Below are 16,939 nucleotides of genomic sequence, written 5' to 3'. Positions count from 1 at the left end.
AGCGCCATATGTTCGTAGATATTTCTATCCATCGGAAGGGGTGGGGCGGATCGACGTTTCCGGTGGGGGCGCGGGCGCCGGCCATGGCGGGACGAGAACACCCCCGGGACCGGGAACCGGCTGGGGGTGTCCGAGGGTGCCCGCGGGACGTCAGTCGTCCTGCTCCGCGCGCTCCGCGTCGCGCTTCTTGAGCCGGGCCGTCTCCTTGCGGACCTCGGCCTGGGTGGCGCGCTCACGCTCCAGCCACTCGGGACGCTCCTGCTTCAGCGCCTCGATCTGCTCGGTGGTCAGCGGCTCGGTCACTCCGCCGCGCGCCAGACCGGAGATGGAGACGCCCAGCTTGGCCGCGACCACGGGGCGCGGGTGCGGGCCGTCACGCCGGAGGTCGCGCAGCCACTGCGGCGGATCGGTCTGGAGCGCGTTCAGTTCCGCGCGTGAGACGACACCCTCCTGGAACTCGGCGGGGGTGGCATCGAGGTACACACCCAGCTTCTTCGCCGCGGTCGCGGGCTTCATCGTCTGGGTGCTCTGGTGCTGCGTCATGGCGTCCAGGGTATCGAGCGTGTGCACGGCCGCCGACCACGGCCGGTAACCTGGCCAGGTGACAGGCTCGGAAGTGTCCCCCTCGTTCCGGCTCGTGTACGTACCCGGTGTGATGCCCGACAAATGGGTGCGCGTCTGGAACGAGCGGCAGCCCGACGTCCCGCTGACCCTCACGCAGGTGCCCGTCGGCACGGCGCAGGGGCTGCTGCTGGACGGCGGCGCCGACGCGGGCCTCGTCCGGCTTCCCGTCGACCGGACCGTACTCAGCGCCATCCCCCTCTACACCGAGCAGACGGTGGTGGTGGTCCCCAAGGATCATGTGGTCACCGCGGCCGACTCGGTGACCCTGGAGGACCTCGCGGACGACATCGTGCTGCACCCGCTGGACGACGTGCTCGACTGGGAGACCCTGCCCGGGCGGCCCGCCCTGGAGCGCCCCGCCACCACGGCCGACGCCGTCGAGCTGGTCGCGGCCGGGATCGGCGTGCTCGTCGTGCCGCTGTCGCTGGCCCGGCTGCACCACCGCAAGGACCTCGCCCACCGCCCGCTGGAGGAGGCTCCCGCGTCGAGCGTGGCGCTGTCCTGGCCCGAGGGGGAGACCACGGACCTGGTGGAGGACTTCATCGGGATCGTGCGCGGCCGGACCGTCAACAGCACCCGCGGCCGCCGGCCGCAGCCGGCGCCGGAGAAGAAGCGCGAGGGCGAGGGCCGGGTCGAGGGCCGTCGCCGGCAGCCGCCCGCCGGGGCCGGCGGACGGGGCCGCCGGGCGGGAACCGGCGGCTCGGCGACGAACCCGCGACGGGGCAAGCCCCGCCGCAGGTCCTGACCGCGGCCCGCGACCGCCCTACCGCACCGTCGGCGACGGCGACGGCGCCGGGGAGGCCGTGTTGAGGTCCTCCAGCTCCTTGGGGATCGGCAGGGACAGCACCGGCGCGCCCGCCTGCGGCGCCGGCGGCGTCACCTGCTCGCGGGGCAGCTTCGGCGGGCTGGTCTGCTGGAAGTTGACCTGCTCGTGATTGACCAGCCCCGTCTTCTCCAGCACCGTGATGTGGTCGAGCACGGTGTCGTTGGCCTGGTCCGCGAGCTGCCGGATCAGCGTGTTGCGGGTGTTGGCCCGGATGTTGGCGATGGCGGGGAAGATCTGCCCGTGGGTCACCCGCATGATGTTCACCGCCGTGGAGTCGAACTCCTTGCCGTTCGTGGCCTTGACTGTCTCCACGAAGCCCTGCTGCTGCGGTGACGCCTGGTTCGGCAGCGTGATGCCGAGCTCCAGGGATATTCTGCGGCAGCTGGCGTCCAGCCGGCCGTGGCCGACGACCAGGTGCTCGCCCGCCTCCTTCATCTCGGGCGTCGTACCCCGCTCCATCGCCAGCAGCCCCAGGGGGTGCTCCCACAGCCCGGCCGCACGCACCTTCACCACGAAGTCCCGGTCCGCCTCGGTCAGCGGGCCGTAGTTGGTGTTGGCGACCACCCGGTCCGGCTTGGTGGAAGTGGTCTGTACGCCCAGCATGGTGGGATAGGCCAGCGCGGTGAGGGTGAGGATCATGGCTCCGCCCACGAACGCGGTTCCTGCCGTGCTGCGCGAGATGCGCATCGTGCCTCCTGGGATAAGAACGGCCCAACACCAGGAAGTACGGACGGAGAGCGCGTAACAATCACCGTTCCGGAAAGAATTTTCGGCCGCCTCGGAGCGACGCGGCCGCGACACCGCCCGGACGCGTCAGGGGCGTCGGTCCGAGGCGGCCAGCCAGTCGAGCGCGGCCCGCGCCGTGAACTCGGCCTGGCCGCCACGCAGGAGCAGGCCGGCCGTGGCGAACTCCGGCGCGTCGGCCTGCGCCGCGACGTAGGGGACGGCGATGCAGCGCATCCCGGCCGCGTGCGCCGCGGCCGCGCCCGGGGCCGCGTCCTCGACCACCACACAGTCCGCGGGCCGCGCGCCGAGCCTGCGCGCCGCCTCCAGGAAGACGTCCGGGGCCGGCTTGCCGTGGGGGACCTCGTCGGCCGACACGACGGTGCGCAGATACGCGTCCAGGCCGGTGCCGGAGAGGATCGCGTCGATCGCCTCGGCCGACGAACCCGACGCCACGGCCAGTGGAACGCCCTCGCCCGCCAGCCGTTCCACGAAGGTACGCATCTGCGGGAACACATCCGTCTTCGTCCGGGCCAGTTCGAGGTAGTGGCGGTTCTTCACCGCGACCAGCTCGTCCACCGACGCGGACAGCCCGTACCGGCTGCGCCAGTCGGTGACCGTCTCGCGGGTGCTGATGCCGACGTAGCGCTCGTGCTCCGCCCAGGAGAAGTCCGGGACGCCGTGTTCGGCGAGCGTCCTGCGGCCCGCTTCGAAGTAGTTCGGCTCGCTGTCCACGAGTGTTCCGTCGAGATCGAAGACGACCGAGAGGGTGCCGAGTGCGCTCATGGGTCCAGCATGGCAGGGGCTACTTCCGTGCCGTCCGGCCGATCGACTCCACCAGCGGCAGCAGCCGGTGCGGGACGCGTTCCCTGAGCGCCACCTCGCTGCGGGTGCGGACCACGCCGGGCAGTCCGATCAGCTTCTGGATCACGTCCTCCAGGTGGGCGTTGTCGCGGGCCACCACCCGGGTCAGCAGGTCGCCGCCGCCGGTGATCGAGAACGCCTCCACGATCTCCGGTACGGCGGCCAGCGCGTCCCCCACCTCGTCGAGGTGCCCCTGGGTGACCTCGATGTGCACGAACGCCAGCACGGGGTGGCCCAGCGCGGCGGGGGAGAGGGCCGGGCCGGTGCCGGTGATCACGCCGTCGCGCTCCATGCGGTCCAGCCGCGCCTGGAGCGTGCCGCGCGCGACGCCCAGGAGCCGGGCGTACTCGCGCACGCTGGTGCGCGGCTGCTCCAGCAGCAGCCGCAGGATGCGGGTGTCCAGTTCGTCCACGGCCACGCGGTCGTCGCTCCGAAGTCGGCCATTGGCACGGGGATGGCCGTCGAGATGCCGGAACGACTGTACCAACGGACCAGTCGATCCGGAGTCGGTTGAGCCAGTGGCGGGAAGGATGCTGATATGGGTGTGTCAATGGCGCTGCGGACCTGCGGCGCCTTTTTCATGCCACGACACAGGTCGTACGAACTCCCAGGGGGCGGTAGGTGCTGAAGAAGGTGTTCATGGCTCCGGATCCGGGCCGGATCCGGCTGCGATTCGCGGCGCGGGCCGTGCTCGGCATCGGGTCGGCCGTCGTCGTCTGCGGCCTCGCCGGGCACTCGCTCACCGGCATGATCACCGGCGGGCTCGCCGCGCTCCTCGCCCTGTTCACCGTCACCGACGCGACCGTCCGCGGGCAGGCCGTCACCACGGGGTTGCTGCCCGCCGCCGGCCTGCCCGTCCTCGCCGCCGCCGCGCTGCTCCAGGACCAGCCGGTCGCCCGCGACCTCGCCTTCCTCGCCGTGGTCGGGCTGGGCGTGTACGCCAGGCGCTGGGGGCCCCGCGGGCACAGCCTGGGCGTCTTCGCCTTCATGACCTACTTCGCGGCGCAGTTCCTGCACCCCGACACCGCCCAGCTCCCCGAGCTGTGCGTCTCCGTGCTGCTGTCCGTGGGGACCGCGGCGGCGGTGCGGTTCGGGCTGTGGTGCTACGAGCGCCGGCTGCCCCCGGCGGTCGTACCGGCACCGCCCGGCGGCACCGGACTGGCCCGCATCACCACCCGCCAGGCGGTCCAGGCGACCGCGGGCTCCGGCTTCGCCCTGCTCGTGGGCCAGCTGGTGTCCGGGGAGCGCTGGTACTGGGCGGTCGGCGCCAGCTGGTGGGTCTTCGTCAACACCACCTCGCGCGGCGAAACCCTGGTGCGCGGCTTCCGCCGGGTGCTGGGCACGGTCGTCGGCGCCGCGCTCGCGCTGCTCGTCGCCGTCCCCGCACACGGCGACGGACCGGTCACGGCCCTGGTCGTCGCCGTCTCCGTCTTCGGCATCTTCTACACGGCGGCCGTCTCGTACACCTGGATGATGCTCTGGGTGACGGTGCTCGCCGCCATGCTCTACGGCCTCCTCGGCGTGCTCACGCCGGCCCTGCTGGGTTTGCGGATGGTGGAGACCGGCGTGGGTGCGCTGGGCGCCGCCCTGGCGGTGGTGTTCGTGCTGCCGGTGTCCACCCACAGCGTCACCGACGCCTGGATCCAGCGGGCGCTGCGCTGCGTCCACGCCTGCACCGCGCAGACGGCCGCACGGCTCGCCGGGACACCGGACGCCGACCCGGCGCCCACGGTCACGGAGCTGGAGCAGCTCCTCGCCCGGGTACGCCTGTCGGTGGCGCCGCTCGTGCACCCGCTCAACCCCATGCTCGGCCGCAAGCGGCGGGCGCGCCGGGTACTCGCGCTGCTCGACGACTGCGCCCGGGAGATCCGCGGCCTCGTCGCCGTCGCCGCCGACCCGGAGGCCTCGCACGACGCCCGCCTGGCCGCGGCCTGCTGGCGCGTCGAGGCGGCCGTCGAGGCCCTCACGGGCGGCCGGGACATCGTGGTCCGCACGGCGCCGCCCGCGACGGAACCGGCCCTGGCCCACCTCCACAGCCTGGAACGGGCCCTCGCCGAACTCTCCACCCCCCTCCGCACCCCACCGGGCTCCCCCCTCGTAGGCACCTGACCCGCCCGGCCCGCAGGCCCATTTCCATGAGCCTGAGCCCCACTGACGCGGGGGGCCCGCCTGCGTGGCCCGGCGGAGCCCGCCGCGAGCAGCGCGCCGGTGGACGCCAGCGCCGGGCGTGCCGCCGGGCGCGGCCCGCCGCCCCCGGCTCGGCTCACACACCTGGGGCGCGCCGGACGCGGCTCCGCGTCGCAGCCGGAGGGCGCGACAACGCGCTCAGTCGAGCCTCGCCCGCGTGCACCGCCGTCGGGCCACGTGCCCGTCACAGTGACAGCCGGGCGGCCGCTTCCGTGGTGCGTCGGATGGGCCGACGCGTACCCGACCGGCCGACGCCGCCTTCCGACCTGGGTGGCGCGCGAGGTCCGGGACATGCCGCCGCGGCCGGTGGTGTCGGCTCTCCGGGTACAGGCCTGCCCGGACACGAGCAGGCCCTGTGCTCACGAAACCCGAACCGCCCGGGCCGACGCGGGCCGACCGCGTCACGGGGTCCCGCCGTGGGGCGTGAGGCACCGTGGCCGAGCGCGGTCGGCGCCGTGCGCCGCGTACGTCGAAGGGCCCGCTCCGGTTGATCGGAGCGGGCCCTTTCGGCGTCCTGCGGGGATGACTGGTGTCAGTGGGCCGGCGTGCTCTGGGCCTGCTGCGGGGCGATGCCCAGGGCGGTCGTGTACTTGGCGAGGGCCAGCTTGCCGATCGCCGGGTACGGGCCCAGCGCCTCGGACGCGGGGCAGCCCGCCTCCTTCGCGGCCTCCTCCACCAGCGAGCCGTCGATCTCCGGGCCGATCAGGTACGGCGCCAGCGCCAGCTGCTGCGAACCGGCGTTGCGCAGCTGCTCGGCCACGGAGGCGATGGAGCCCTCCTGGTCGAGGGCCGCGGCCATCACCGGCACGGCGAGGCGCGCGGCGAGCAGCATGCCGGTGATACCGGCCGCCTGCACCGCCTCGTCGCCGCCCACGGACGCGAGGATGATGCCGTCCGCGGCGGTCGCCACGGTGAACAGCCGGGCGCGGTCGGCACGCGCCAGACCCGCCTCGGACAGCCGCACGTGCAACGCCTCGGCGAGCAGCGGGTGCGGGCCCAGCACATCGGTCAGCTCGGCGGCGACCCGGCTGTCCATCACGGCCTGGCGGATCTGGCGCAGCAGCGCGCTGTCCGGGCCGGCGAGCAGCGGGACGACGACGGCGACCGGGCCGTCGGGCTCCTTGACGTCCGAGCCGGCGGCGCGCGCCTGCTCGTAACGGGCGGTGCGCTCCTCGGCCGCGCGGGCGAGGACGTACGTCAGCGAGGGGTACTCCTCGTCGTCGCCGTCGAGGTGGCCGATCCGGGCGTCGAGACCGGGCAGCTCGGAACGTGCGATGCTCACGACCTCGTCGGCGAGCGAGCGGGTGGCACTACTGGGCGTACCCGGCACGGCGAGGACGAGCGCGGGCGCGTCCTCGGGAGCCACCAGGGGTTCGGGACGGCGGTGCCGTCCGGGCTGGCGGGGGCGCGGCATTCGTACGGGCAGGCCGGACGCGGCCCAGTGGGGGTGCTCATGTTGCGGCATGTTAGTGGCTTCCCGGGCTCCCTGTTCGGGAGGGTGCAGGTGAGCGGTATCCGTCCGGTTTTGTCGGATGAGTTACGTACGGGGGTCGGCCGTGCGGGCGATCTCCTCGACTCCCGCGCCGGTCACACACAGCATCTTCTCGTCACGCGGAAGAGTCAGGTGACCTGCGGCGAGGTCCTCGGCGATCCGCACCGCGCCGTGCAGCGGATCCCCTTCGGCGCCGACTCGGCGCACCCCGGGCAGCCGCTCCGCCAACCGCTCGTCCAGCGGCCCCACAAGCGCGGCACCGAGCCCGAACAGACCGCCGGTGCACCCGACCACACGCTCACCCTCGGCGGGGCACACGGCCGCGGCGGAATCGGCCATGTGCCGGGCCGCCGCCCGCAGGACGTCCACGGCCACCGGGTCACCGTCCACCGCGCACGCGCCCACGCGCGGGGCGAACGAGGCGAGCACGGCCGCCCGGTCGTCCCGCGGGTACACCTGGCCGGGCAGCCCGGTCACCGGCCCGAACAGCTCCTCGGCGGCCGCCAGCAGCCGCGCGGAGCCCCCGTCCCGCCCGTCGTGCGCGCGCAGCGCGGCCTCCAGGCCCGCCCGCCCGATCCACGCACCGCCGCCGCAGTCGCCGAGCAGATGGCCCCAGCCGTCCGCCCGCCGCCAGCCGGCCAGATCGGTGCCGACCGCGATCAGACCCGTCCCCGCCGCGATCACCGCACCGGGCCGGGGTCCGAGCGCACCCACGTACGCCGTCACCGCGTCGGCGGCCAACGCCACGCGGTCCACGCCCAGTTCACGGGCGAGCCCGCCCGGCAGCTCGGCGCGCAGCGCGTCACCCAGGCTGGCCAGCCCGGCCGCGCCGATCACCGCCGTGCCGAGGCGCTCCAGCCCGGCCTCGGCGCACAACACCCGCGCCATCGGGACCAGTTGCTCCATGAAGTGACCGGGGTCGAGGCCGCGGTCGCCGGTGCGCACCGGCACGTCCGAGACCGCCCGGGCCAACGCGCCCCGCCCGCGCACTCCGACGACGGCCCGCAGGCCGGAGCCGCCGGAGTCCACGGCGAGGTAACCCGCCGCGGTCACGGCAGGCGCCAGTCCACCGGCTGCCCGCCCTGACGGATCAACAGGTCGTTGGCACGGCTGAACGGGCGCGAGCCGAAGAACCCGCGGTCCGCGGACATCGGTGACGGGTGCGCCGACTCCACGGCCGGCAGATCACCCAGCAGCGGGCGGCAGTTGCGGGCGTCACGCCCCCACAGGACGGAGACCAGGGGCTTGCCCCGCGCCGCCAGCGCGCGTATCGCCTGCTCGGTGACCTCCTCCCAGCCCTTGCCGCGGTGGGCACCGGGCTTGCGCGGGGCCGTCGTGAGCGCCCTGTTGAGCAGCAGCACGCCCTGCTCGGTCCACGGGGTGAGGTCGCCGTTCGACGGCTGGGGCAGGCCCAGGTCGTCGTTCAGCTCGCGGAAGATGTTGATCAGGCTGCCGGGCAGGGGGCGTACGTCGGGCGCGACGGAGAAGCTCAGGCCCACCGCGTGCCCCGGGGTGGGGTACGGATCCTGCCCGACGATCAGGACGCGTACCTCGTCGAAGGGCTGCTGGAAGGCCCGCAGGACGTTCGCCCCCGCGGGGAGGTAGGTGCGTCCCGCGGCGATCTCCGCGCGGAGGAAATCCCCCATCGCGGCGATCCGTCCCGCCACCGGTTCGAGGGCCTGCGCCCAGCCCGCTTCGACGATCTCGTTCAAGGGTCGTGGTGCCACGGGCGTCACCCTACTGCCGTGACGGCGGCGGAGATCAACCCGTGGCCCGGACCTGGCGGGATCACGTACCTCACCCGACGACCGCGGCCCGCACGCACAGCACGTCCGGCAGGTGGGAGGCCAACTGGCGCCAGCTGTCGCCGTCGTCGGCGGACGCGAACACCTCTCCGTTGCGGTTGCCGAAGTAGACGCCCGCCGGGTCGGCGTCGTCGCTGCACATCGCGTCGCGCAGCACCGTGCCGTAGTGGTCGTCCTGCGGCAGCCCCGCCGACAGCGGCTCCCAGCTGCCCCCGGCGTCCGCCGTACGGTAGACGCGGCATCGCCGGCCGGCCGGTACCCGGTCGGCGTCGGCGTTGATGGGGAACACGTAGGCGGTGCCGCCGCGACGCGGGTGGGCCGCCATGGCGAAACCGAAGGTCGACGGCAGCCCCTCGCCGATGTCCGTCCACTTCCCGCCCGCGTCGTCGCTGCGGTAGACCCCCCAGTGGTTCTGCAGGTACAGCCGGTCCGGGTCCGCCGCGTCCCGGGCGACCTTGTGCACGCACTGCCCGAACTCCGGGTTCGGGTCCGGCAGGAACACGGCGGACACCCCGAGTTGGACGGGGTCCAGCTCGCGCCGCCGTCCTGGGTGCGGAACACGCCCGCCGTGGAGACGGCGACCGTCACCGCCCGCGGGTCACGCGCGTCGGTCAGCACCGTGTGCAGGCCCTCGCCGCCGCCGCCCGGCACCCACTTGGAGCGGGTGGGGTGCTCCCACAGCGGCCGGACCAGCTCGAAGGACTCCCCGCGGTCCTCCGAGCGGTACAGCGCGGCCGGTTCCGTCCCCGCGTACACCACGTCCGGCTCGGCGGCGGCCGGGTGCAGCTGCCACACCCGCTCCAGCGAAGCGCCCGTGTCGGGTGGGAACTTGACGGCGGGCGGGCCGGCTCGGTCCAGCTGCGGCCCAGGTCGTCCGAGTGGAACACCGACGGTCCCCAGTGCGCGCTGTCCCCGCCGGCCAGCAGCCGGGGGTTCGGCCCCCGCGTGTCGATCGCGACCGAGTACACGGCCTGCGCGTTGAAGTAGGGGGCCTCGTCGAACTCCCAGGAGCCGCCTCGCCGGCGCCCGATGAACAGGCCCTTGCGGGTGCCCACGGCCAGCAGTACCTCGGTCATGCCGATCACCTCCGTGACGTCGCCTTCGACGTCCTCGATCAGGACACCGGTCAGTGTGCACCCCACCACTGACAGTGACCCCAGGGCGCGGCCTCTCCGCAGGTCACAGCGGTGAGGCGGCCGAACGCCGAAGGCGCGACGACCCGTCCGCACGGCGACCGGACCCGGCCCCGGCCAAGCCCGGTCCCGGCCGGGGCTCAGCCGTGCCCCGACGCCGGCTCAGCCCTGCCCCGGCAACGCCCGCTCCACGATCGCGTCCAGACCGGATCCCGCAGGCAGCGTCCCGAAGGCGTGCCCCCAGTCGCCGCCGAGCCGGGTGGCGCAGAAGGCGTCCGCCACCGCGGTCGGCGCGTGCCGGACCAGCAGGGACGCCTGCAGGGTCAGCGCCATCCGCTCCACCAGCCGCCGGGCCGTCACCTGCGACCCCACGGCCAGCTGGTCCTTCAGACCGGCCACGGCGGCGTCCAGCCGGGCGTCAGCCCCACGGCCGAGGGATAGTTCGTCGAACAGCGCCTGCGCGGTCGCCGGGTCGCGGCCGACCGCCCGCAGTACGTCGAGGGCGTTGACGTTGCCCGAGCCCTCCCAGATCGACAGCAGCGGGGCCTCACGGTAGTGCCGGGGCATGCCCGACTCCTCGACGTACCCGTTGCCGCCGAGGCACTCCAGCGCCTCGGCGGTGAAGGCCGGACCGCGCTTGGTGACCCAGTACTTGCCGACGGCCGTCGCTATCCGCCGGAACGCGGCCTCCTTCTCGTCCCCGCGCACCGCGCGGTCCGCCGCACCGGCCAGCCGCAGGGCGAGGGCGGTGGCGGCCTCGGACTCCAGCGCGAGATCGGCCAGCACGTTGCGCATCAGCGGCTGGTCCAGCAGGCGCGCACCGAAGGCGGCGCGGTGCCGCGCGTGGTGGCCCGCCTCGACGAGCGTCTTGCGCATCAGGGCGGCCGACATCATCACGCAGTCCAGCCGGGTGCAGTTGACCATCTCGATGATGGTTTTCACGCCCTGGCCCTCGGGCCCCACCAGCCAGGCGACGGTGCCGTCGAACTCGGGCTCGGAGGAGGCGTTGGAGCGGTTGCCCAGCTTCTCCTTGAGACGCTGGATGCGGAAGGTGTTGCGGGTGCCGTCGGGCAGCACCCGGGGCACCAGGAAGCAGGACAGCCCTCCCGGGGCCTGGGCCAGCACCAGGAAGACGTCGCACATCGGTGCCGAGGTGAACCACTTGTGGCCCCGCAGGGTGTAGACGCCGGGCTCGGAGGTCGGCGTGGCGGCGGTGGTGTTCGTCCGCACGTCGGAGCCGCCCTGCTTCTCGGTCATCCCCATGCCGGCCAGCAGCCCGCGCTTCTCGGCCGGCACGCGCAGCCCCGGGTCGTACGCACGGCTCGTCAGCAGCGGCTCGTAGACCTTCGCCAGCTCGGGCTGCCGGCGCAGGGCGGGGACCGCCGCGTACGTCATGGACGTGGGGCAGCCGTGTCCCGCGTCGGTGTGGCCCCATACCAGTCCGCCCGCCGTGCGGGCCACGTGCGCGCCGGGTCGGTCGTCCGCCCAGGGGGAGCCGGCCAGCCCTTCGGCGACAGCCGTGCGCATCAGGTGGTGCCAGCTCGGGTGGAAGTCGACCTCGTCGACGCGGTGCCCGTACCGGTCGTGCGTGCGTAGCTCGGGTTCGTGACGGTTGGCCTGGTCGGCCCACTCCTGCGCCTCCTCGCTGCCCGCGAGTCGTCCGAGCCTGCGCAGGTCCTCCTCCGCCCAGCCGGCCCCCTCCCGGCGCAGTCCCTCCAGCAGGGCGGCGTCGTCGGACGCGTCGTAGGGGGCCGAGGGAGGAGGCTGGTTGGTGACGTCGTGCGTGGCGCCGCCGGCGACGTCGAGTCCGAAGGCGGCCTGCTGCGGCTCGTCCGCGCGTGTGAGGGTCATGGCTGAGTGTTGCATCATTTCTGCGGACGCATCAATAGTGCAACACATCAGTGCACGTCGTCCCGCTCAGAGTCAGCTCCGCCGCCAGTCAGGCGACGCTGCGGACCACGGTGTCGACGACCTCGGCCCCGCCGGTGCGGAGGGCGTTCCTCGCCGGTGGGCCAGCCGTGCTCGGTGGCGTGTGCCCCAGGCCGGCGGGCGCCGGCACGGCGTCACGGTGACGGCGCAGCAGCCCTCAACGGCCGCCTGACGGAAACAGGGCGTGATGGGGAGCCCTAAAGTACGGATCCATGGGGAGCGAGAACCCGGCGGAGCCGGCACCGGAGGAACCGCCGCTGCGCCCGCTCTCCGCACGGTCGGTGATCCTCAGTCTGCTGCTGGGCACGCACCCGCCGGAGCTCCCGGCGCGCGAGCTCGGACGGCTGGTGGAGCGCTTCGACGTCGGCGGTTCGACGCTGCGGGCGGCGCTCAGCCGGATGGTGGCCTCCGGTGACCTGCGGCGCACCGACGTCGGCTACCGCCTGAGCGACCGGCTGCTGGAGCGCCAGCGCCGCCAGGACGAGTCCGTACGGCCGCGTACGCGCGCGTGGGAAGGGGACTGGGAACTGGTGGTCGTCACCGCGACCGGGCGCGGCCCCGCCGAACGGGCGGACCTGCGCACCAGACTGACCGGTCTCCGCCTCGCCGAGCTGCGCGAGGGGGTCTGGCTGCGCCCCGCCAACCTGGACCGCCCGCTCCCCGCCGGGCTGGACGAGGTGGCCGAACGGGGCACCATCCGCCCCGCGCGGCCCGCCGCCGCACTCGCCGCACTCCTCTGGCCCTTGGATGCCTGGTCGGACGCGGCGCGTGCGCTGCTCGGGCACGTCGGGCGCACCGGGCGTCCGGCCGAGCGGCTGACCCTGTTCGCGGCCGTGGTGCGCCACCTCCTCGCCGACCCGGTGCTGCCCGCGGCCCTGCTGCCCCCGGACTGGCCGGGCGACGAGTTGCGGGCGGCGTACGCGGACTACCGGCGGGAGCTGGAGGGGGAGGTGCGTTCGCTGGTGGGCGGGGCCTGACCGCACGGGGGCGGCTCGCGGAGGCCGGCGGCCGTACGGGACGCCTGCGGGACGTCCCGTACGGCCGCTGCCCGTGGGGGCTACCGGTAGGTGATGTCGGACGAGCTGTACTTGCAGTACGTGCCGTCAGCGCCCGAACCGTTGCTGCTCGGCTCCTTGCCGGAGTTGTTGCCGATGTACTTCTGGCACGGCACGATCTTCTTGCCGCTGTCGCCGACGATCGTGATGTCGCGCAGGGTCGCGCTGTCGCCGTAGTTGGTGTTGATGCCGGCGATCCGGCCGCCCTTCCAGGTCACCTCGATGGAGTTGAGGTTGATCGTCCGCTTGTACTGCGTCGAGCAGTTGCCGCAGGAGCGGACGAAGGTCCCGAAGTTCCGGACTGCGAACTGGGAGACGTTCAGCGTGCCCGCGCCGTTGAACTGGAAGACCTTGTCACTGGCCTCCTTCGCGCCGCCGCCGCTCACGGTGTAGACCGCGCCGGACGACTTGCCCTTGAAGGTGGCCGCGTCCTCGCCGACGTCCTCCCACCAGACGTTCTGCAGCGTGCAGGAGCCCTCGCAGTGGATGCCGTCGGCGGCGGGGGCGCCGAGGATCACGTTCTTGAGGACCGCGCCGTCCGACAACTTCAGGATCGGGCCCTGGTCCTCGTCCTGGCCGCCGGAGCCGAGGTCGCCGGTGCCGTAGAGACGCTTCATCCCGTAGTCCTTGGTGCCCGACACCGAGATGGTGGAGGAGACGCCCTGGCTGCCGTTGGGCGTCGGCCAGGTGGCAGCCTGCGCGGACGAGGCCGCATTGGTCAGGAGCATGCCAACCGTAAGGCTCAGGGTGGCGAGCGCGCCGGTCAGTGCGCGCCCGCGGGCGCGCGGTCGTGTCGCGGGTGTCATGTCGTTCCTTCTGTCGTGATGTGGGGGTGTCGAGCCATGTGGATGAACAGCGTTCAGGCTGACGTACGACATGGGGGTCGCGAGCGTTCAGCCGTCACGGCTCGGTCACGTCGATGAACGGAACGTAGAGGGAAAGCGCTTTCTGGTCAACGCCTCGCGTGGTCCGTATCCGGTCAGGAACGACGGACGCCGACGGCCCGGAAACCGCGAGGGGTTCCCGGGCCGCCGGCGCGACGCTCTGGTGGTGAACTGGTCAGACGGAACGGTGGTACTGGTCCGGCACGCGGACCCGCGCGTCCAGCTCGCGGGCGGCCTGCCGGGCCCAGGAGGGGTTACGCAGCAGCTCACGGCCGAGCAGCACGGCGTCGGCCTCGCCGTTGGCGAGAATCTTCTCCGCCTGCTCGGCGTCCGTGATCAGACCCACGGCGGCAACGGGCATCGAGGTCTCCTGGCGCACCCGCGCGGCGAACGGCACCTGGTAGCCGGGGCCGGTCGGGATGCGGACGCCTGGGGCGTTGCCGCCGGTGGAGACGTCGAGCAGGTCGATGCCGCGGGCGTGCAGGTCGGCGGCGAGACGCACGGTGTCGTCCGGGGTCCAGCCGTCGGCGTCCAGCCAGTCCGTGGCGGAGACGCGGAAGAACAGCGGCTTGTCGTCCGGCCACACCTCGCGCACGGCGTCCACCACCTCGAACGCGAACCGCGTCCGGTTCTCGTACGAACCGCCGTAGGCGTCGGTGCGGTGGTTGGAGTGCGGGGAGAGGAACTCGTTGATCAGGTAGCCGTGGGCGCCGTGGATCTCGGCGATCTCGAAACCGGCCGCGAGCGCCCTGCGGGCGGCGGCGCGGAACTGGCCGACGATCTCCCGGATCTGCTCCGTGCTCAGCTCGTCCGGCACCTGGTGGCGCTCGTCGAAGGCGACCGCGCTGGGTGCGACCGGCCGCCAGGCGTGGTCGTCCGGTCCGAGCGGAGCCCCGCCCTTCCAGGGCCGGTCGGTCGCGGCCTTGCGTCCGGCGTGCGCGAGCTGGACGGCCGGCACGGTGCCGTGCGCGGCGAGGAAGCGGGTGATCCGGCGGAACGCCTCGACCTGGGTGTCGTTCCAGATGCCCAGGTCGTACGGCGAGATGCGGCCCTCGGGCGACACCGCGGTGGCCTCGGCGACGATCAGGCCCACCCCGCCGGTGGCGCGGGCGGCGTAGTGCGCGAAGTGCCAGTCGTTCGGGGCGCCGGCCTCCGGGCCGTCCGGCGCCGCGGAGTACTGGCACATCGGGGCCATCCACACGCGGTTGGGGATCGTCAGGGCGCGCAGGGTGTACGGCTCGAAGAGCGTGCTCACGATGAGCTCCATTCGGCGGAGACGGCGGGTGTGCGACTCGTACGATAGCCGTCGTAGTACGGCGGATGTCAAACTACGAAGGGTCTCGTACAATGAGGGCTCCCGGAGCACCATGGAGCCGCCGTGACGACCGCCCTTCCCAGCCGCCGCGTCCTGCCCCACCCCGCGCGGGACGAGATCCGGCTGGAGTCCGTGCTGCATGCGCTGTCCGACCCTGTCCGGATGCGCATCGTCAGCGAACTCGCGGACGCCGAGGCCGCGTTGTCCTGCTCCTACTTCGACCTTCCGGTCACCAAGTCCACCACCACGCACCACTTCCGCGTGCTGCGCGAGAGCGGTGTGATCCAGCAGGTCTACGAGGGCACCGCCAAGATGAACGGCCTGCGCCGGGGCGACCTGGACGCCCTGTTCCCCGGCCTCCTCGACGCCCTCCTCGTCGCGGCGCGCCGGCAGGCGGCGCGGGACGCACAGTCCTGACGTGCCGCCCGGCGAGGTCGGGCGGTGTCGTCGGGGGCGGTGACGCCGAGGCGCTCCCGCAGCCCGGAGAGGTGCGCGTGCGGTAAGTCCTCGGTCTCCTGCGCCGTCACCCGAAGAGGACGTGGCCGGTGAGTCCGCCGTCGCCCGCACGCTGCTTCGTGGGCGTGCCCGCCGTGGCCGTACCGGCGGGAACGCGCGACGGACTGCCGTGCGGGGTGCAGGTCGTCGGGGGCGTTCCGGAAGGACCTGTGCCTGGCAGCCGCCCAGGAGATCGAGGACCGCCTCGGCGTGCTGACGCCGGCCGGCCCCCGTACGTGACGTCCCGGCTGCGGGCCCGGACTACCCGCCCTCGTCCCGGGCCGCGGCCAGCAGTGCCTCCCAGTCGGGGAGTTTGACGACACCACGCCCCAGGGTGGCGCCCAGGCGGGCCTCGGCACGCTCGATGGCCTGCCAGCCCGGCCACGCCACCGGGTCGACGCCCTGCGCCCGCAGGGCCGTCAGCGGGTCACCGGGCAGATCCCGCCGGGTCAGCGACGGGGCGTCCTCCAGCAGGGACGTCACCGTCTCCTTGGCACAGGAGCGGTTCGTGCCGATGACGCCGGTCGGACCCCGCTTGATCCAGCCCGCCACGTACTCGCCCGGTGCGACCGCACCCCCGCGCAGCACCCGCCCCGCGAGATGCGGCACCGTGCCCGTCGCGGGGTCGAACGGCAGCCCTTCCAGCGGTACGCCCCGGTAGCCGACCGACCGCAGCACCAGCCGGCCCTCGATCACCTCGAAGCGGCCCGTCCCGGTGACCCCGCCCCGTCCGTCCGGCGCCGTCCGCTCGAAGCGCACCGCGCCCACCCTGCCGTCCCGGGCGAGCAGTTCGACCGGGCGCAGGAAGAAGCGCAGCCGGATCAGGCGCCGGACGCCGGGGCGCGCCGGCCCGGTCCAGCCGCGCAGCACCTCGACGTTGCGGCGGCGGGGCGGGGACAGCCCGGCGGGGTCGGTGAACTCCGGGTCCAGCGCCGCCTCGGCCGCGTCGACCTCGACCCCCGTGTCCGGCAGCGTCCCCAGCTCGCGCAGCTCCTTGGTGGTGAAGCGGGCCTGCGACGGACCCCGTCGGCCCACCATGTGGATGTCCGTCACCTCGCTCGCCGCGAGCGCGGTCAGCGCACCGTGCGGCATGTCGGTCGGGCTCAGCTCACCCGCCCCGCGGGCCAGCATGCGGGTGACGTCCACGGCGACGTTCCCCACGCCGACGACCACCGCGGACCGCACCCCGCGCAGGAACCCCGTGTCGGCGGCGTCCGGGTGCGCGCTGTACCAGGACACGAACTCGGTCGCCGACCAGCTGCCCGGCAGCTCCTCGCCCGGGATGCCCAGCCGCCGGTCCGTGGCGGCGCCCACGCAGTACACCACCGCGTGGTACAGCTCCCGCAGCCGGGCGGGCGGCACCCCGTCCGGGCCGACGCGGACCGCGCCCAGGAAGCGCACGCGCTCGTGCTCCAGCACCGCGCGCAGGTTGTTCTGCAGCGACTTGATCTTCTCGTGGTCCGGTGCCACGCCGTAGCGGACCAGACCGTAGGGGCACGGCAGGCGGTCCAGGACGTCGACGCGCACCTGGGGATCGAGCTGGACGAGGCTCTGCGCGGTGTAGCACCCGCTGGGCCCGGATCCGACGACGGCGACACGCAGCACGC

General features: G+C 73.7%; 14 protein-coding genes and 3 pseudogenes. 5 read left to right on the top strand and 12 right to left on the bottom strand.

Annotated elements, in window-relative coordinates; all coding sequences use genetic code 11:
• Positions 1-150: 150 nt before the first annotated feature.
• Entirely contained in the window at positions 151-543 is a 393-nt protein-coding gene (locus F3L20_RS22750) for a DUF5997 family protein (RefSeq protein WP_150155944.1), read from the bottom strand.
• A gap of 58 nt (positions 544-601) precedes the next feature.
• Here F3L20_RS22750 and F3L20_RS22745 point away from each other — a divergent pair, with 58 nt between their 5' ends.
• Positions 602-1,369: a LysR substrate-binding domain-containing protein gene (locus F3L20_RS22745; RefSeq protein ID WP_150155943.1), complete on the top strand. Its 768-nt coding sequence runs from the start codon at positions 602-604 to the stop codon at positions 1,367-1,369.
• 18 nt (positions 1,370-1,387) lie between these two features.
• Here F3L20_RS22745 and F3L20_RS22740 read toward each other — a convergent pair whose 3' ends face one another.
• The 3 genes from F3L20_RS22740 to F3L20_RS22730 all read right to left on the bottom strand — a co-directional run bounded on the left by F3L20_RS22740 (position 1,388) and on the right by F3L20_RS22730 (position 3,455).
• Positions 1,388-2,137, bottom strand: a complete 750-nt coding sequence (locus F3L20_RS22740) for a DUF4142 domain-containing protein (protein WP_145825995.1) — start codon at positions 2,135-2,137, stop codon at positions 1,388-1,390.
• 126 nt (positions 2,138-2,263) lie between these two features.
• The gene (locus F3L20_RS22735; RefSeq protein ID WP_150155942.1) at positions 2,264-2,959 is read right to left on the bottom strand and encodes an HAD family hydrolase; all 696 of its coding nucleotides are present in this window, start codon (positions 2,957-2,959) and stop codon (positions 2,264-2,266) included.
• 19 nt (positions 2,960-2,978) lie between these two features.
• The gene (locus F3L20_RS22730) at positions 2,979-3,455 is read right to left on the bottom strand and encodes an Lrp/AsnC family transcriptional regulator (RefSeq protein WP_145825993.1); all 477 of its coding nucleotides are present in this window, start codon (positions 3,453-3,455) and stop codon (positions 2,979-2,981) included.
• Between the two features lie 203 nt (positions 3,456-3,658).
• Between F3L20_RS22730 and F3L20_RS22725 the strand changes: the two genes are divergently transcribed.
• A complete protein-coding gene (locus tag F3L20_RS22725; protein WP_150155941.1) occupies positions 3,659-5,146 on the top strand; it encodes an FUSC family protein in 1,488 nt (495 codons plus the stop codon).
• Between the two features lie 610 nt (positions 5,147-5,756).
• Here F3L20_RS22725 and F3L20_RS22720 read toward each other — a convergent pair.
• The 5 genes and pseudogenes from F3L20_RS22720 to F3L20_RS22700 all read right to left on the bottom strand — a co-directional run bounded on the left by F3L20_RS22720 (position 5,757) and on the right by F3L20_RS22700 (position 11,505).
• A pseudogene (locus tag F3L20_RS22720) lies at positions 5,757-6,679 on the bottom strand (sirohydrochlorin chelatase).
• Positions 6,680-6,761: 82 nt separating this feature from the next.
• A complete protein-coding gene (locus tag F3L20_RS22715; protein WP_150155940.1) occupies positions 6,762-7,769 on the bottom strand; it encodes an N-acetylglucosamine kinase in 1,008 nt (335 codons plus the stop codon).
• Positions 7,766-8,443, bottom strand: coding sequence for a uracil-DNA glycosylase (locus F3L20_RS22710; protein ID WP_150155939.1), 678 nt, complete (start codon positions 8,441-8,443; stop codon positions 7,766-7,768). Before F3L20_RS22710 ends, F3L20_RS22715 begins: the two co-directional genes overlap by 4 nt.
• Positions 8,444-8,513: 70 nt before the next feature.
• A pseudogene (locus F3L20_RS22705) lies at positions 8,514-9,597 on the bottom strand (WD40/YVTN/BNR-like repeat-containing protein).
• A gap of 219 nt (positions 9,598-9,816) precedes the next feature.
• Complete coding sequence (locus F3L20_RS22700) at positions 9,817-11,505, bottom strand: acyl-CoA dehydrogenase family protein (RefSeq protein WP_150155938.1); 1,689 nt, start codon at positions 11,503-11,505, stop codon at positions 9,817-9,819.
• Between the two features lie 290 nt (positions 11,506-11,795).
• Here F3L20_RS22700 and F3L20_RS22695 point away from each other — a divergent pair, with 290 nt between their 5' ends.
• Complete coding sequence (locus F3L20_RS22695) at positions 11,796-12,560, top strand: PaaX family transcriptional regulator C-terminal domain-containing protein (RefSeq protein WP_150155937.1); 765 nt, start codon at positions 11,796-11,798, stop codon at positions 12,558-12,560.
• Between the two features lie 80 nt (positions 12,561-12,640).
• Here the strand turns inward: F3L20_RS22695 and F3L20_RS22690 are convergent, their stop codons facing one another.
• Together F3L20_RS22690 and F3L20_RS22685 are read right to left on the bottom strand one after the other, a co-directional pair.
• Complete coding sequence (locus F3L20_RS22690; RefSeq protein WP_150155936.1) at positions 12,641-13,444, bottom strand: pectate lyase; 804 nt, start codon at positions 13,442-13,444, stop codon at positions 12,641-12,643.
• 253 nt (positions 13,445-13,697) lie between these two features.
• Positions 13,698-14,777, bottom strand: a complete 1,080-nt coding sequence (locus tag F3L20_RS22685) for an NADH:flavin oxidoreductase/NADH oxidase (RefSeq protein ID WP_150155935.1) — start codon at positions 14,775-14,777, stop codon at positions 13,698-13,700.
• Between the two features lie 123 nt (positions 14,778-14,900).
• On the opposite strand from F3L20_RS22685, the gene F3L20_RS22680 reads away from it, so the two are divergent.
• Positions 14,901-15,254, top strand: coding sequence for an ArsR/SmtB family transcription factor (locus tag F3L20_RS22680; RefSeq protein WP_150155934.1), 354 nt, complete (start codon positions 14,901-14,903; stop codon positions 15,252-15,254).
• A 146-nt stretch (positions 15,255-15,400) separates the two neighbouring features.
• Positions 15,401-15,572 (top strand): annotated as a pseudogene (locus F3L20_RS34900) (amidase); the annotation flags it as partial.
• A gap of 21 nt (positions 15,573-15,593) precedes the next feature.
• Here F3L20_RS34900 and F3L20_RS22670 read toward each other — a convergent pair.
• Entirely contained in the window at positions 15,594-16,937 is a 1,344-nt protein-coding gene (locus F3L20_RS22670; protein ID WP_150155933.1) for an FAD-dependent oxidoreductase, read from the bottom strand.
• Positions 16,938-16,939: the final 2 nt, after the last annotated feature.

Origin of the sequence: Streptomyces tendae, assembly GCF_008632955.1 — a bacterium.
GTDB lineage: Bacteria > Actinomycetota > Actinomycetes > Streptomycetales > Streptomycetaceae > Streptomyces.
This window is presented reverse-complemented; position numbering and strand designations above follow the sequence as displayed.